This is a genomic window from Falsiroseomonas sp., from assembly GCF_041690465.1.
In the GTDB taxonomy this organism is placed as follows: Bacteria; Pseudomonadota; Alphaproteobacteria; order Acetobacterales; family Acetobacteraceae; genus Falsiroseomonas.
Genome location: NZ_JAWLHG010000072.1, coordinates 1 through 15,764 on the forward strand (window position 1 = coordinate 1; position 15,764 = coordinate 15,764).

At 69.1% G+C, this 15,764-nt stretch carries 16 protein-coding genes; 4 read left to right on the forward strand and 12 right to left on the reverse strand.

What is annotated here, in order from left to right; all coding sequences use genetic code 11:
- Nucleotides 1-94: 94 nt before the first annotated feature.
- The 7 genes from era to folK form a co-directional block, all read right to left on the reverse strand.
- Nucleotides 95-1,027 (reverse strand): GTPase Era, encoded by a 933-nt coding sequence (era, locus tag ACESM1_RS29030; protein WP_372624709.1) that lies wholly within the window; start codon nt 1,025-1,027, stop codon nt 95-97.
- Entirely contained in the window at nt 1,024-1,716 is a 693-nt protein-coding gene (gene rnc, locus ACESM1_RS29035; protein WP_372624710.1) for a ribonuclease III, read from the reverse strand. Before rnc ends, era begins: the two co-directional genes overlap by 4 nt.
- The gene (gene lepB, locus ACESM1_RS29040) at nt 1,713-2,465 is read right to left on the reverse strand and encodes a signal peptidase I (protein WP_372624711.1); all 753 of its coding nucleotides are present in this window, start codon (nt 2,463-2,465) and stop codon (nt 1,713-1,715) included. Before lepB ends, rnc begins: the two co-directional genes overlap by 4 nt.
- Nucleotides 2,466-2,555: 90 nt before the next feature.
- The gene (acpS, locus tag ACESM1_RS29045; RefSeq protein WP_372624712.1) at nt 2,556-2,996 is read right to left on the reverse strand and encodes a holo-ACP synthase; all 441 of its coding nucleotides are present in this window, start codon (nt 2,994-2,996) and stop codon (nt 2,556-2,558) included.
- A gap of 12 nt (nt 2,997-3,008) precedes the next feature.
- On the reverse strand, nt 3,009-5,246 hold the full coding sequence (locus ACESM1_RS29050; RefSeq protein ID WP_372624713.1) for a RelA/SpoT family protein: 2,238 nt from the start codon (nt 5,244-5,246) through the stop codon (nt 3,009-3,011).
- 93 nt (nt 5,247-5,339) lie between these two features.
- The gene (gene rpoZ, locus ACESM1_RS29055; RefSeq protein ID WP_372624714.1) at nt 5,340-5,735 is read right to left on the reverse strand and encodes a DNA-directed RNA polymerase subunit omega; all 396 of its coding nucleotides are present in this window, start codon (nt 5,733-5,735) and stop codon (nt 5,340-5,342) included.
- 121 nt (nt 5,736-5,856) lie between these two features.
- The gene (gene folK, locus ACESM1_RS29060; RefSeq protein WP_372624715.1) at nt 5,857-6,366 is read right to left on the reverse strand and encodes a 2-amino-4-hydroxy-6-hydroxymethyldihydropteridine diphosphokinase; all 510 of its coding nucleotides are present in this window, start codon (nt 6,364-6,366) and stop codon (nt 5,857-5,859) included.
- A gap of 83 nt (nt 6,367-6,449) precedes the next feature.
- Between folK and ACESM1_RS29065 the strand changes: the two genes are divergently transcribed.
- Nucleotides 6,450-7,076 carry an NYN domain-containing protein gene (locus tag ACESM1_RS29065; protein WP_372624716.1) on the forward strand — a complete coding sequence of 209 codons (627 nt, stop codon included), beginning with the start codon at nt 6,450-6,452 and terminating at the stop codon, nt 7,074-7,076.
- A gap of 24 nt (nt 7,077-7,100) precedes the next feature.
- Nucleotides 7,101-7,742, forward strand: a complete 642-nt coding sequence (locus ACESM1_RS29070) for a uracil-DNA glycosylase (protein WP_372624717.1) — start codon at nt 7,101-7,103, stop codon at nt 7,740-7,742.
- A gap of 82 nt (nt 7,743-7,824) precedes the next feature.
- Here ACESM1_RS29070 and ACESM1_RS29075 read toward each other — a convergent pair whose 3' ends face one another.
- The 4 genes from ACESM1_RS29075 to dapA form a co-directional block, all read right to left on the reverse strand.
- Nucleotides 7,825-8,370, reverse strand: coding sequence for a glutathione peroxidase (locus ACESM1_RS29075; protein WP_372624718.1), 546 nt, complete (start codon nt 8,368-8,370; stop codon nt 7,825-7,827).
- Nucleotides 8,363-9,034, reverse strand: a complete 672-nt coding sequence (locus ACESM1_RS29080; RefSeq protein ID WP_372624719.1) for a sulfite oxidase-like oxidoreductase — start codon at nt 9,032-9,034, stop codon at nt 8,363-8,365. The genes ACESM1_RS29075 and ACESM1_RS29080 overlap by 8 nt, the downstream gene beginning before the upstream one ends.
- Nucleotides 9,035-9,095: 61 nt before the next feature.
- Complete coding sequence (gene smpB, locus ACESM1_RS29085; RefSeq protein WP_372624720.1) at nt 9,096-9,581, reverse strand: SsrA-binding protein SmpB; 486 nt, start codon at nt 9,579-9,581, stop codon at nt 9,096-9,098.
- Nucleotides 9,582-9,644: 63 nt separating this feature from the next.
- A complete protein-coding gene (dapA, locus tag ACESM1_RS29090; protein ID WP_372624721.1) occupies nt 9,645-10,523 on the reverse strand; it encodes a 4-hydroxy-tetrahydrodipicolinate synthase in 879 nt (292 codons plus the stop codon).
- A 260-nt stretch (nt 10,524-10,783) separates the two neighbouring features.
- Here dapA and ACESM1_RS29095 point away from each other — a divergent pair, with 260 nt between their 5' ends.
- Nucleotides 10,784-11,986, forward strand: a complete 1,203-nt coding sequence (locus ACESM1_RS29095) for an FIST signal transduction protein (RefSeq protein ID WP_372624722.1) — start codon at nt 10,784-10,786, stop codon at nt 11,984-11,986.
- Nucleotides 11,983-13,359 (forward strand): sensor histidine kinase, encoded by a 1,377-nt coding sequence (locus ACESM1_RS29100; protein WP_372624723.1) that lies wholly within the window; start codon nt 11,983-11,985, stop codon nt 13,357-13,359. Before ACESM1_RS29095 ends, ACESM1_RS29100 begins: the two co-directional genes overlap by 4 nt.
- A gap of 52 nt (nt 13,360-13,411) precedes the next feature.
- Here the strand turns inward: ACESM1_RS29100 and ACESM1_RS29105 are convergent, their stop codons facing one another.
- Nucleotides 13,412-14,665, reverse strand: coding sequence for a fatty acid desaturase (locus ACESM1_RS29105; protein ID WP_372624724.1), 1,254 nt, complete (start codon nt 14,663-14,665; stop codon nt 13,412-13,414).
- Nucleotides 14,666-15,764: the final 1,099 nt, after the last annotated feature.

Below are 15,764 nucleotides of genomic sequence, written 5' to 3' on the forward strand. Positions count from 1 at the left end.
ACCCTCCACGGCCGGAAGCTCTTCCTCATGCCGAAGAGCGAATCACCCCGCGCCCTACCTGTCGAGCCTCATCACCCGTTACAAGGACAGGCTCCTAGGTCGGATCGTCCAGCCCCAGCGCCCGCAGGCGGCCACGCTCCTCGTCCCAGCCGGCGCGTTCCTTGACGTTGAGGAACAGGTGGATGCGGCGTTCCAGCAGCTTCTCGAGCTCCGCCCGCGCACGGGTTCCGATCTCGCGGATGCGCGCGCCCTTCTCGCCGATCAGGATCGCCTTCTGGGTGGCGCGGCTGACATAGATCGTCACGTCGATCCGCGCGCTGCCATCCTTGCGTTCCTCCCACTGCTCGGTCTCGACCGTGGCGTGGTGCGGCACTTCCTCATGCGTCTGGCGCAGCACCTGCTCGCGCACGATCTCGGCGGCCAGCATGCGCTGCGGCAGGTCGGAAAGGTCGTCCTCCGGGAACAGGTAGGGCCCCTCGGGCATGGCGGCGGCCAGCATGTCGAGCAGCCGGTCCAGCCCATCGCCCTTCACCGCGCTGACCATGAAGGTCTCGCGGAAGGGCAGCAGGTCGTTGAGCTCCTTCGCCAGCGGCAGCAGCCGCTCGCGCGGGATCAGGTCGGCCTTGGTCAGCGCCAGCATCAGTGGGCGCTTCGACTTGGCGAGCCCCTCCACGATGGCGCGCACATCATCCTTCAGGCCGGCGCGCGCATCCACCAGCAGCAGGGTGAGGTCGGCATCCTGCGCGCCGCCCCAGGCGGCCTTGACCATGGCACGGTCAAGCCGTCGGCGCGGCGCGAAGATGCCCGGCGTGTCCACCAGCACGATCTGCGCCCGGCCGCGCATCACCACGGCCCGGATGCGGAAGCGCGTGGTCTGCGGCTTGGGCGAGACGATGGTCACCTTCGTCCCGGCCAGCGCATTCACCAGCGTGGATTTTCCTGCGTTCGGTGCGCCGACCACCGCCACCAGGCCGCATCTTGTGCTACCGTCTTCAGCGGGGTGCGTGCGCTCGCCCTCAGCGGTCATGCGCCGAGCCCCTCCAGCAGCCGCGCCGCGGCCGCCTGCTCCGCCGCCCGCTTGTTCTCACCGGTGCCCTCGGCGTCCTGCCCGGCGGCCAGCACGCGCACGACGAAGACCGGCTGGTGCGAGGGGCCGGAGGTGGACACCAGCACGTATTCCGGCAGGCCGAGGCCACGGCCCAGCGTCCATTCCTGCAACCGCGTCTTGGGCGAGACAGGCGGCCTGGCCGAGGCCTCCAGCAGCGGCGCCCATTCGCGGCGCACCAGCTCCCGCGCCGGATCGAGCCCGCCGTCGAGGTAGAGCGCACCGAGCAGCGCCTCGACCGCATCGGCCAGCACGGAAGCGCGGTTGCGCACGCCGGAGCGCTCCTCGGCGTTGAGGATGCGCAGCGCCGTCGCGACGCCGAGCGACTCGGCGACCGTCGCCAAGCTCTGCTGCGCCACCAGCACCGCAAGGCGCTTGCCGAGGTCGCCCTCGCGCTCGTCGGGGAAGCGCTCGGCCAGCCATTCGGCCATCACCAGCGCCAGCACACGGTCGCCGATGAACTCGAGGCGTTCGTTGGAATCAAGCATCTGCCGCCGCGGATCCGCGGCGGAGCGATGCGTCAGGGCGTGCAGCAGGAACTCCGGGCGGGAAAAGGCGTGCGGCAGGCGCGCGGCGAGCGCGGCGACGGGATCCGCCGGCGCGTCGCTCACCGTACCGCGCTGAACAGCCGCGACCAGCGGATCGCCATTGGCCACGCCCAGACCTCCCAGATGCGCGCCGAGCCGTCGACCGAGAAGAAGATGAACTCCGCGCGGCCGACCAGGTTCTCCACCGGGATGAAGCCGACGGCGTTGGGTGCGCGGCTGTCCAGGCTGTTGTCGCGGTTGTCGCCCATGGCGAAGACATGCCCCGCCGGGACCACGAACTCCTGCGTGTTGTCGTAGGGCTGGTCGTCCGACATCTCGAGGATGGTGTGGGCGTGCGGCTCGATGCCCGGCTGCGGCGGCAGGATCTCGCGGAACTGCCGGACCACCATGCGCGGGCCGTCGCCCTCCACCGTGTAGTTGCCGAGCAATTCGCGGCGCACGGGCTGCCCGTTCAGGTGCAGCACGCCGCCGCGCACCTGCAGGCGGTCGCCGGGCAGGCCGATGATGCGCTTGATGTAGTCGGTGGCGTTGTCGCGCGGCAGCTTGAAGACAGCGACGTCACCACGTTCCGGCAGGCGGCCGAAGATGCGGCCTTCGAACAGGCCCGGGCTGAACGGCATGGAATGGCGCGAGTAGCCGTAAGAATATTTCGAGACGAACAGGTAATCTCCCACCAGAAGGGTGGGAATCATGCTGCCGGACGGGATGTTGAACGGCTCGAAGGCGACCGTCCGGATGCCGATGGCGATGAGCCCGGCATAGACGATCGTCTTGATGGACTCGAGCCAGCCGCCCGTCTGCTTCTTCGCCATGGAGGAGGTTTTCGCGGGCATCCTAATGGCCGGCCCCCTTGCCGGGTCGGTCGCTGAAGCCCGGGATAGAGCGCGCGCCCCCCCCCGCTGTCAAGGAACGGCTCCCCGGCCGCCGCCAAGCGCGGCCGGCATCGGCACCGCGCTGATGATCACCACGGCCTTCGCATAGGGGTATTCGTCGGTCATCGTCAGCGCGACATGGGAGAGATGCCCCGGCGGCGTGATGGCGTTCAGCCGCACTGCCGCGCCGCCCGTCATGCGCAGCGTGGGTTGTCCGGAGGAGAGGTTCACCACGCCGAGGTCGCGCCAGAACACGCCCTCCCGGAAGCCGGTGCCGAGCGCCTTCGACGCCGCCTCCTTCGCCGCGAAGCGCTTGGCGTAGGTGGCGGCGCGGATCTTCTCGGTGCGGCGTTCCGCCTTGGCGCGCTCGATCGGGGTGAAGACGCGGTCGAGGAAGCGCTCGCCATGCTTTTCGATCACCCGCTCGATGCGGCGGATGTCGAGGATGTCGCTGCCGAGGCCGATGATCATGGTGGGAGGGGGTCAGCCTTTCGCCCGCTCGGCCTGCGCCACGCCCTGGACGGCTCGCAGCGCGGCGATGATGTTGGACAGGTGCCGCAGATCCTTCACCTCGACGTCGATCGAGATCTCCTGGAAATCCGGGCCGCGATGGTGGATGCGCAGGTTCTCGATCGCGCCATCCTGCCGCGCGATCGCATCCGTCACCGCCGAGAGCGCGCCGCGGTCGACGGCGGCCACCACCTCGATCCTGCCGAGATGCGCTGCGCCGGCGCCACCCTCGTAGTCCCAGTCGATGTCGAGGAAGCGCTCCGGGCTGTCGGAGAAGCCGGAGAGGTTCTGGCAGTCCGCCTTGTGCACCGTCACGCCCTTGCCGGTGGTGACGATACCCACGATGCGGTCGCCGGGCAGCGGGTGGCAGCAGCCGGCGAAGTTCACCTGCATCCCGGCGACCAGGCCGGAGATGCCCATCGCCACGTCGCGCCGCCCGCCCTTTCCCGAAACCTGCGCCAGCGTGCGCGGACGCGAGCGCGCGATGGTCATCGGATCCACCGCGCGTGGTGGTCCCTTCAGCTCCGGATAGACGGCGTGCAGCACTTCCTTCGGGGTCACGCCGCCGGCGGCGACCACCAGGCACAGTTCCTCGAAGCTCGGCTGCTTCAGCTGCTTCAGCGCGGGCTCGACCACCTTTTCGGAGAACTCCACGCCCTCCTGGCGGAAGGCACGCGCGATAGCGGCGCGGCCTTCCTGGCGGCTGACTTCCCGCTGCTGGGCGTGGACGAAGCGGCGGATGCGCGCCTTCGCCTTGCCGGTGACGACGAAGCGTTCCCATTGCGGGTTGGGCGTGCCGCCGCGGGCGGTGATGATCTCCACCTGGTCGCCATTCTCGAGCGGCGTGCGCAGCGGCTTGATGACGCCGTTGATCTTGGCGCCGACGCATTGGTCGCCGACCTGGCTGTGCACCTGGTAGGCGAAATCCACGCAGGTCGCGCCGCGCGGCAGGGCGATGAGGTCGCCCTTGGGCGTGAAGCAGAAGACCTGGTCGCGGTGCAGTTCGAGCCTTGTAGCGTCCAGGAATTCCTGCGGCTCGGCGGCCTGCTCCAGGATGTCGAGCAGCGCCTTCACCCAGGGGAACTTCTGCTGGTCGCGCGCAGCCAGCCCGCCCTGCTTGTAGATCCAGTGCGCGGCGACGCCGTATTCGGCGAGCTCATGCATGTCGCGCGTGCGGATCTGAACCTCGATCTTGGCGTTGCGCTTCTCCGGCACTGTCACGCCGGTGTGCAGCGACTGGTAGCCATTCGGCTTGGGTGTCGAGATGTAGTCCTTGAACCGCCCGGGCACCACGCGATAGGCACTGTGCACCGCGCCCAGCGCGCCGTAGCAGGCCGCCTTGTCGGCCACGATCACACGGAAGGCCATGATGTCCGAGAGTTGCTCGAACTCCACCTTCTTGCCGTGCATCTTCAGCCAGATGGAGTAGGGCGATTTCTCGCGGCCGGTGAGCTCCAGCACCTCGACGCCGTTCTCCTGCATCACGCGGGCAAGGTCGTCCTTGATCTCGTCGATCAGCTCGGCGCCCTGGCCGTAGAGGAAGGCGCGGCGGGCGGCGATGGTCTGGAAGGCGTCGGGATCGAGCTCGCGGAAGGAGAGCGTCTCAAGCTCGGTCTTCAGCGCATCCATGCCGATGCGCTCGGCGAGGGGGGCGAAGATCTCCATCGTCTCGCGCGCGGTCTTGCGGCGCCGCGCCTCCTGCGGGACGAAGTGCAGGGTGCGCATGTTGTGCAGCCGGTCCGCGAGCTTCACCAGCAGCACGCGGATGTCCTCGCTCATCGCGAGCACCAGCTTGCGGAAATTCTCCGCCTGCTTGGTGCGCTCCGATTGCAGCTCGAGGCGCGTCAGCTTGGTGACGCCATCCACAAGGCGGGCGACTTCCTTGCCGAAGCGCTTCTCGATCTCGGCGAGCCCGGTCTTGGTATCCTCCGCCACGTCGTGCAGCAGCGCGGTGGCGATGGAGGCACTGTCCAGCCGGTACTGCGCCAGGATCTGCGCGACGGCGACGGGATGGGTGATGTACGGATCGCCGTTCTCGCGCGTCTGCCCGGCATGGGCGGCGGCGGCGAGCTCGAAGGCGCTCTCGATGAGGGCGGTGTCGGCACGCTGGTCGTAGCTGGCGACGCTGCGTGCCAGGTCCTGCCCCGCACTGGCCGGCACGCCGCCGGCGAGGCCCTCGGGCGCCCAGGACGGGGTGCCCGTCAGGCTCATCGGGGCAGGCTCATGCGCGCGCCCCCGCGCCGGCCGCTGTGCGGCGCCCGGTGCGGGATGCGGGGGCGAGGCCCCCGCTCGGCGGCTGCTGCGTCAGCGCTTGCCGCCGAGTTCGGCGGCGATCGCTGCCTCGATGTCGTCGGCCGAGAGGTCCTCGAGGCCGGCGCCTTCGCCGATCGGCTCCTCGTTGACGTCCATCACGCCGAAGATATTTTCGTCGGTCGCGATGAGGTCCAGCACCTCCTCCTCGGCCGGCTCGGGCTCCGGGGCGCGCTGCAGGGACTTGATGAGGTCGGCCTGGAGGCTTTCCAGGTCAACGGTGTCCTCGGCGATCTCGCGCAGCGCGACGACGGGGTTCTTGTCGTTGTCGCGCTCGACCGTCAGCTCCTCGCCGCGGCTGATGTTGCGCGCACGCTGGGCGGCGTGCAGGACGAGTTCGAAGCGGTTCGGCACCCTGAGGACGCAGTCCTCGACCGTGACGCGTGCCATGGCGGCTCCAGTTCCGATGCGGGGATGCGGATGGTGCCTGGGCAAGCAGAGCCCCGGGCGCACCCCTCCCCTCTCTTGGTGAACCCTCCATGTAGCCACCGGAGGGGCGAAGCGCAAGGCGCTAGCCGAGGGGGCGCACCTCCTGCGGGCCGAGCGCGGCCAGCAGCGCCGTCGCCCGCCCGCCGGAGCCGGCGTGCACCCAGCCCGGCGCCACGTCCAGCAACGGCGCCAGCACGAAAGCGCGGTCCTGCATGCGCGGATGCGGCAGCACCAGGTCGGGCGCGGCCCTGACCGTCCCGTCCAGGTCCAGCAGGTCGAGATCGAGCGTGCGCGGCGCGTTCGGATAGGGACGGACGCGCCCGAACCGCGCCTCGATCGCCTGCAGGGCGGCCAGCAGCATCGCCGGGTCCGGAACGCCCTCCCCTGGCCGCGGCACCAGCAGCGCCACCCCGTTCACGTAGTCGGGCACGCCCGGCGCCGCCGGCACCGGCGCGGTCGCGAACCAGCGGGAGAGCGCCCGCAGCCGCAGCCCGGGCAGCGCGTCCAGCGCCGCGGCGGCCCGCCGGCAGGTTTCCAGCGCCGGGGCGCCGTCCGGACCCGGCAGGTTCGCCCCAAGCGCGATCAGGATCACGACAGCGCGCTCAGCGAAACGGACCGATGGCGTTTCCTGTCGAATTGCCTATGTTCTGCTCCATTGGAGCGAAAGATCCCGCCGTGCATTTCGATCCCCAGGAGAGACTCGGCATCTTCATCGACGGTGCGCACCTCTATGCCGTCTCCCGCAATCTCGGCTTCGACGTGGACTACAAGAACCTGCTCGGTTTCTTCCGCCGACAGGCCAGGCTGGTCCGCGCCGCCTACTACACCGCCCTGCTGGAGAACGACGAGTACTCGCCGTTGCGTCCGCTGGTGGATTGGCTGGGCTACAATGGCTACTGCGTGGTCACCAAGCCGGCGCGGGAATTCACCGACGCCGCCGGCCGCCGACGGGTGCGCGGCAACATCGAGGTCGAGATGGCGGTGGATGTTCTGACGTTGACGCCGCGCCTCGACCACGTCGTGGTCATCGCCGGTGATGGCGACCTGCGCCGCATGGTGGAGGCAGTGCAGCAGCAGGGGGTGCGCGTCACGGTGGCCTCCACCATCCGCACCCAGCCCGCGATGATCTCCGACGATCTGCGCCGGCAGGCCGACCAGTTCATGGACCTGGCGGACCTCGCCCCCGACATCACCCGCCGCCAGGTGGAGCCCCGCCTGCGCCCGGTGCCGGCCCGTGCGCCGGAACGGACGCGCGCCACCCCCGCCGAGCCCTTCCGCGACCCGGTGGACCTGCCGGAGTAGCCTGGCTTCCGCTATCGGGACGGGATGACCGCCGAATCCCCCGGGCGCGACTGCCCGCTCTGCCCGCGCCTCGTCGCCTATCGCGAGGCCAACCGCGCGAAATGGCCGGAGTGGCACAATGCACCGGTGCCCTGCTGGGGGCCGCGCGAGGCACCGCTGATGATCCTCGGCCTCGCACCCGGGGTGAAGGGAGCGAACCGCACCGGGCGCCCCTTCACCGGCGACCATGCCGGCAAGCTTCTCTATGCCACCTTGCTGAAGTTCGGCTTGGCCCGCGGGGAGTACCGCGAGGATCCGAAGGACGGCCTGGAGCTGACCGGTGTGCGCATCGTCAATGCGGTGCGCTGCGTGCCGCCGGAGAACCTGCCCACGCCCGCCGAGATCACCACCTGCAACCGCTTCCTGGTGGCGGAGCGCGCGGGCATGCCGCGGCTGAAGGCGGTGCTGGCGCTCGGTCTTGTCGCGCACAATGCGCTGATGAAATCCTTCGCCATTCCGGCGGCGCGGCTACGCTTTGCTCATGGGGCGATCCATCAACTGCCGGACGGCGTCCTGCTGGCCGACAGCTATCACGTCAGCCGCTACAACACCCAGACCGGGCGGCTGACCACGGAGATGTTCGAGGCGGTGGTGGCAGAGCTGGTGAGGCGCATCGGCCCGGGTTGAGCCGACCTCACCGACCGCTGCGCCGAATGGTACGCGCGCGCTTAACGGCTTCGTTCAACGAGCTTCGGGGGAGCACCGCAGGTCAGGCGAGCGCCTGTCCCGCCAGCGCGGCCTCGATGGCGCGGACCAGGATCGGTGCCTCCGGCTCGGTCGCGGTCGGAAAGGAGCGCACGCCGGTCCCGTCCCGCGACACCAGGTATTTGTGGAAGTTCCAGCGCGGCGGGCCGCCCGCACGAGCGGCAAGCCAGGCGAAAAGTGGATGCGCCCCCTGCCCGCGAACCCGCGTCAGCGCCGCCATCGGAAAGCTGATGCCGAACATCGTGTCGCAGAAATCGCGGATGCGGGCGTTGTCCTCGCTCTCCTGGCGGAAATCGTTGGACGGCACGCCGAGCACGGCGAAGCCGCGCGCCTCGAACCTCTCGTGCAGGCGCTGCAGGGCGGCGTATTGGGGGGTGAAGCCGCAGAAGCTCGCGGTGTTCACCACCAGCAAGGCGCGGCCGCGGAAGTCGGCGAGCCGCAGGGCGCCACCCTCCAGCGCGTCCAGGGTGAAGTCGAACGCCGACGGCGTCGGGCTCGCCGCCATCAGCAGCGGGCTGGCGAGAAGGGCACGACGCGCGATGCTATCCATACCGCTCCTCCATCCAGGGGTCGCCGCGATTGTGGTAGCCGCGCACTTCCCAGAAGCCGGGCCGGTCCTCGCGCAGCAGCTCGATCCGCGTCACCCATTTCGGGCTCTTCCAGAAGTAGAGATGCGGCACCACGAGCCGCACCGGGCCGCCATGCTGGCGCTCCAGCTTCGCGCCGGCCCAGGAATGAGCGAACAGGTTCTCGTCGCGTGCGAAGTCATCCATGGCGAGATTGGTGGTGTAGCCGTCGTAGCTGGTCAGCGCGACGAAGCGCGCTTCGTCCTTCGGCCGCGCCATCGCCAGCAGGGCCTGCACCGGCACGCCCTGCCAGTGGTTGTCGTAGCGGCTCCACTGCGTCACGCAGTGGATGTCGTTGACGCGCTCCGACTGCGGCAGGGCCATGAATTCCTCGAGCGTGAGGCGCAACGGCGCCATCACCAGCCCTTCGACGCGCAGCCGCCAGTTGGCAGGGTTGACGTCCGGCTGCACGCCGAGATCGAGAACCGGGAAATCCTGCACCAGGCGCTGGCCGGGCGGCAGACGCTTGGCCAGTGGGTCCGCGGTGCTGCCGGTCAGCAGCCGGCCCTCGCGGGCCCACGCCTCCTTGGAGCGGACCAGCTTGTCCTTCACCTGACCAGTGAGCCTGACTTCGTCCTCGTCCGCCATGCCATCGCCCTCGGGCCGGTTACGTGCGGTGGTGCCGCCAGGTTGCAAGAGCAGGCGCGGGTCAGCCCTTGTCGCGCATCAGCCGCGCCTTGTCGCGTTGCCAGTCCCGCGCGGCGATGGCGGCGCGCTTGTCGTGCTTCTTCTTGCCCTCGCCGACGCCGAGCAACACCTTCGCCACGCCGCGCTCGTTGAAGTGGATGTCCATCGGCACCAGCGTGATCCCCTCCCGCGTGATGGAGCCGATCAGCTCCTTCACCTGCTTGCGGTGCAGCAGCAGCTTGCGCGGGCGGCGCGGCTCGAACTTGGCGGCGAAGCTGCCGGCCTGCCATTCGGGGATGTAGCAGTTGAACAGGTACATTTCGCCGTTGCGCTCGCCGGCCCAGGCCTCGGACAGCGTGGCGCGGCCGGCGCGCAGGCTCTTCACCTCGGGGCCGACCAGCATCAGGCCGGCCTCGATGGTCTCGCCGATCTTGTAGTCGAAGCGCGCCTTGCGGTTCTGCGCGGCGACGCCGTGGCTGATCAGGCCTTTCTTGCGGGGTTCTGCCATGTGGGACGCAGGTTTCCCCCACCCTGACCCTCCTCCGCAAGAGCGGGGGAGGAAATCATGGGTCTAGTTGAGCAGGCCGGCGCCGGTCATGGCCTCGCGCACGCGCAGCTTCGTGCTCTCGGCGACGGGGGCCATCGGCAGGCGGCAGAGGTCGCGCGCCTTGCCGAGCAGGCTGGCCGCATGCTTCACCGGGCCGGGCGAGGTCTCGCAGAACATCGCGTCATGCACCGGCACCAGCCGGTCCTGGATGGTGATGGCGTCCTGCACGCGTCCCTCGGCCCAGGCATCGTGCATATGCCGGCAGAGCCGGGGCGCGATGTTGGCGGTGACGCTGATGCAGCCATGTCCGCCGGCCGCGAGGTAGGAGACCGCCGTGTGGTCCTCGCCCGAGAGCTGGCAGAAGTCCGGGCCGCAGGCGAGGCGGGTGTGCAGTGGGCGCGTCAGGTTGGCGGTCGCGTCCTTCACGCCGACGATGTTCGGGTGCTTCGCCAAGCGTGCCATGGTCTCGACGCTCATGTCCACCACGCTGCGGCCGGGGATGTTGTAGATGATGATCGGCAGTTCCACGGCATCGGCGATCGCCATGTAGTGGCGGTACAGACCCTCCTGGGTCGGCTTGTTGTAGTAGGGGGTCACCACCAGGGCGGCGTCGGCGCCGTCCTGTTTGGCGTGACGCGTGAGGTCCACCGCCTCGGCGGTGGAGTTGCTTCCGGTGCCGGCAATCACCGGTACGCGCCCGCGCGCAGCCTGGATGCAGGCACGCACGACCTTGTGATGTTCCTCATGGCTCAGGGTGGGGCTTTCTCCGGTGGTGCCGACCGGTATGAATCCCTGCGTGCCCTCCGCAACCTGCCATTCCACGAGGTCGGCGAACGCCTTCAGGTCCAGGGCGCCATCGGCCTGCATCGGCGTGATCAGCGCGACCAGCGATCCCCTGAACATGTCTCTGCAGCCCCGAAGCCGTGTTGGACGGCGGAAGCTAGGCGCCACTCCGGACCGCCGCAAGTGGCGTCCCACACGCCTGGCCGGAAGCCCGTCGGGCGAGACACCGATGGGATATGTCTCACATAAAGATACGAATCTGCACGCTTCGGTTGACGACGCCTATACGAATTGGAGATAAAGATGGCGGTCCCGAAACGGCGCCCCTCAGCCCTGGACATGGTGGGGCGCTGATCGCCATGTCAGGCTTGGAGGCCAGGATGCGCGTCGGCTATGGCAGAAGCCCGGACCCCGCTTCGGCGGTTCGGCAGGCGGTTGCGGCGCTGGCGCTGAGGTCGGAAAAGCCTGCGCTGATCATGGCGTTCTCGGGCGGCAAGCTGGACCCCTTCGCCGTTCGCGCGGCGATCGGCGAGGCGCTCGGACCGGTGCCGGTGGTCGGCGGTTCGGCAGCCGGCGCCATTTCGCGCGCCGGCACTGGCTACAGCGGTTTCGAGCTGGGGCTGATCGCCTTCGACGACCCTGACTGTACCCCGCGCGTGGTCACCAGCCACGCGCTCGACCGCGACGAACGGGCGGCCGGTGCAGAGATTGGCGAAAAGGTCCGTGGCATGGTGACGGAGAAATCCGTCGTGCTGCTGCTGTTCGACAGCGTCGCCAGTACCCAGCCGCCGCGGCTGCACCATGCCAGCGCGATCGTCTCCGGCTTCAACGAGGCAGTGGGCAATGCGCCGGTCAACCTGGTCGGCGGAGGCCTGCTGACCGACATGAACATGACCGGCGCCTGGGTGTTCGACGGCGAGGGCGTGAGCAAGCATGTCGCCGTCGCATTGGTCTTCCCCCCAGGCGTCGAGGCGGAGACCGCGATCCTGCACGGCTGCCGTCCGGTCAGCGCCTTCATGGAGATCACCCGGATCGACCGGGCCACGGTCTATGAGCTGGATGGAGAGCCGGCGCTGAAGGTGATCGAGCGCATGCTCGGCCTGCCGATCGGCGGCGGCCGCGGGCAGGAGCTGTCGCTGATGGCCACCCTCGGCCAGAAGCAGGGCGACCCCTATGCACCCTATGACGAGAAATCCTACGTCAACCGCCTCATCCTCAGCGCCAATGCGGAACAGGGCTCGATCACCCTGTTCGAGCCGGATTTCGAGCGTGGTGCGATGGTGCAGATCATGAGCCGCGACAACGGCCTGATGCTGGATTCCGTGAAGCGCGGTGTGGAAGCGATCAACCGCACGGCCATCGGGCGGCAGAACCTGCTCGGCCTTTACATCGACTGCGCCGGCCGGGCGAGTGCGCGCAGCGGCTCCTCCATCGAGGAAGCGGATCTCGTGGTGCGAGGGCTCGACCCCGCGGTGCCGCTGCTGGGCTTCTATTCTGGCGTGGAAGTCGCCCCTTTCGCCGGCGAGCAGAGCCGGCCGCTGGACTGGACCGGCGTGCTGACGGTGCTCCGGAGGCGGGATTGACGGAACTCCGCATTCTCGACCTCGGCAAGCTGGAGCGTGAACTCGCCTACTACCGGCGGGAGTGCAACGACCTTGGCGCCCGCCTGCTGCGCCTGCAGGAGGAGCAGAGCCAGGCCTTCCGGGAGTCCCGCCGCAGCCGCACCGTCGCCAAGCTCATCCGCGAGGCGCACCGGCTGGCGGATCTCTGCGCGACGCCGGACGAGATCGGCTCCTCCATGCTGGAGGTGATCGTCGAGAACACGCTCTGCGACCGAGCCGCCTTCGTGCGGCGGGAGGCAGCGCAGGGCAATTCCGACCTGTTCCGCGTGACTCACGCCATCGGCTTCGGCTCCGACCCGCCGGCCGAGCATGTCACCGTTCCCTCCGCCCCCGCCTTCTTCCTCACCACCGCGCGCACGGTGATCGAGACCCCGGCCTATGAGCTGACCGGCATCCTGCGCATGCCCTATGTGCTGTGGTGCTACGACCGCGCGTCAGGCCATGCGCTGATCCTCGGCAACCAGTCGGAATCCAATGTCAGCCGCCCGTTCGAGGCCGGTGACCAGGAACTCGTGGAGGGTGCGCTCTCGGTCTACATCGACGTGATGCTGCGCAAGCGGGCGGAGGTGGAGCTGCGCGTCGCCAAGGCCACCGCCGAGGAAGCCAGCGCGCTGCGAGCCCGCTTCATCGCCACGCTGAGCCACGAGCTGCGCACGCCGCTCAACGCCATCATCGGCTTCTCCGACATGATGCTGCCGGGCTCCAGCTATCGCCTCACCGAGCACCAGCAATCGGAATATGCGCAGCAGATCAACGATTCCGGGCGGCTGCTGCTGGAACTGATCAACGACATCCTGGACTATTCGAGCCTCGCCAAGGTGGCGCCGCAGCTGTTGCTCGCCTGGGCGAAGGCGGAGACGCTGCTCTCCGCCTCGGCACGCGAGCTGGCGGCACTCGCGATGCAGAACGAGGTGAAGCTGGAAGTGCGGCGCGGCGAGCCGGGGCTCGAAGTGCAGGTGGACCAGCTGCGCTTCCGCCAGGTGCTCAACAACCTCATCAGCAACGCGGTGAAGTTCACCGGTCCCGGCGGCACGGTCACCGCCTCCGCAAGGCTGCGCCCCGACGGCATGGCGGAGCTGGCGGTGCGCGACACCGGCGTCGGCATGCGGGCGGAGGACATCCCGCGCGCGCTGGAGCCCTTCCAGCAGATCGACAGCGGGCACTCCCGCACCTTCCCCGGGACTGGCCTCGGCCTGCCGATCGCCAAGGGCCTGGTCGAGGCGCATGGCGGCACGCTGCGCATCGTCAGCGCGCCGGGCGAGGGCACGACGGTGACAATCATCCTGCCAGCCGCCGCCGCGCGCATCGTCGAGCCGGCGCCGCCGCCCGGCTGAGGCACGCCGGAGCGGCCCCGCCTGCACATGGGCAGGCGGCGGGCGCGACCGTTCAGCCCTGCGGGAGCGCGTGCTGCAGGCCGAGGCCGGCGGTCGAACGCTCCGCCGCGGGTTCGCGGCCGATCGTCGCGGGCCGGGTCGCCGAGAGGCTGGCGAGATTGCGGTCCACGGCGCGCATCAGCCCCCAGGCCTCGAAATACCCGGTCGGGAAGCCCGGCGAGCCAGCATCGGCGTCCTGCTGCCGTGCATGGATGTAGGTGGTCCAGCGACGCGTCGCCGGGCGCCGGTGGTGATAGTCGTGGCAGGGCGCGTCGCCCACCAGCACAAACAGCCGGACAAAGAGGTGCACCGTCAGCATTTCCGCCCACCAGGCGGTCCAGGCCATCAGCCCGGCGAGTGAGCGCGCGCATTCGAGCGGCGGCTCGCGGCCGGGGAAGACGCCGACGCTGGCGTGGCAGACGAACTCCTTGTCGCGCTGGGCGATCAGCTGGGGTTCCGGGAAGCTGTGCTCGACCAGGATGCGGAAGACCGTGGCGATCTGCAGCAGGATCGTCACCGGCAGCACCCAGGCGAACAGGAAGAGCCCGAAGGTCCCGGTCGCGAGCGTCAGCGAGATCGCGCCACCCCAGGCGAGCCGCCCTGTCCAGTCATGCGCGGCATCACCGGTGAACATGCTGGCCTTCACGCGACGCGACAGGAAACGCCAGTGAAACGCCGGCGAGATGCAATTCACTAGCACGCGTCGCCACAATTCCCGCTTCGGCACGCCGGCCTCGAGCCCGCAAAGGCCGAGTACGAAATCCGCGAACTCGTCCTCCTCGGTGAGAAGTTTCTTCGCGCTGTGGTGGATCATGTGCTCGCGCTGGTAGTCGTCAAATCGCTTGAACAGCAGCAGCGCGGAGATCAGCCGTCCTGCCTGGTGGTTCCGCTCGCGCGTGGCGAAAACCGTCCCGTGCGAGCAATGATGGAAGATCACCACCTGGAAGATGCCGAGACCGCAGCTGGTCGCGAGCAGGCCGGCGGGCACGAGCAGCCAAGCGGCGAGCGCGGGCTCCGTCAGCAGGAAGGGCAGCACCGTCAGGGCGCAGCCGCCGAACACCCAGGCCAGCGCGCCGAGGACGAAGGAGAGTGCGCTGCGCGGCGGTGGCGCCTCGCCCGGGGCGGGCTTGGCGGTAAGCCAGGTCAGGAAGGGCTGCACGTATGCGGGCAGCCGTGTCGCCATCGCCTCGCGCGGCTGCGAACCGGCACGTGAGCCCTGGAATTCCCGGGAGAAGATCGCCTCCGGGGGGGGTGGCAGGACAACCATTCAATCCTCCTGAGCGGGTCCAAACGCCTGGGGGGTGTGGCAGGACAGCCGCTTATCGCCCCCTAGTTAGGCATACATTGTGAGATAGGTGTAGCCTAAACCTACAATTTAGTTTTTTGTGGCGCCCGCCCTACCGCGAGTCGCACAGTGTCAAGGATCGTAGAGCGCGGCTCGCGGCGAAAGCGAGGCGTTCGTTGGCCTCTTCCCTCCGCTCCTGCTGCGCGCCCTCGCTCGCGTGGCAGCTTTCGTGCCTGCGGATGTGACGTTCGACGGCGGGGCGGGATGCGTCGCCGCTGCGGGGCTTTGGCGTCCCTGCCGGCGAGGGGGAAGCCGGCAACGCTTCCCCGCATTCGGCCCTCGATGCATGGCGTGGTTTCCACCACCGGGCCAAGCCCCTGGGGGCTGGCCAAGTCGTTCCAGCTTGCAGGCGGCGCTTCATCGTACAGGACCAAGCTGCACGCCGACTCCATCGCGATCCGGGGTTGGAACACCAAGGCGCTCTTAAACCAAAAGCTGTAGCAGACGAGGGCTCTCACGACCCAGACGAGAAATGTCTCGCTGTCGGGTTGAACGCCCCCCGCAATTTCATTGGCTATTCAGGCGATGTCCGCGCTGCGACGGCGGTGGCCGCGGGCAGGCGCCCAGCGCGCCCGGAGGCGTCTCGCCTCGACGGCGCCGACCTGGCGGGAGGGTGGCCGCGAAGCTCGACCGCGACGCCTCTGAACCATCGCCACCGCGGCGCATCCGCTACCCTGGCCGCACGGAAGGGCGATGGTTTATGCGCGTGCCCGGCCCGCGGGCAAAGGGGGGCACGCGCCGTCTCCCGCGCGCTGCAGCCGGTTCTCCCCCGGGATATCCACAGCAGTCGCGGGCAAATTCTGCCGCGTTCCGGGCCGACTCACAGCCCCCTGCCACAATTTGCGGCACCCTCTTGCCGGCTTGTCATACCGGCCCGCCTCGATGCTCCTGCATCGAGGTTCTCAAGCACCAGGCATCCAGCCGGCTAGAGCGGTTTCCGATCAGTCTGCATCGTAGCCGGCAGCGGCGAAGTAGTTGGCGCACTCCCCAGGCGTGAAGGCGTCGACGATGCGGCCGATGG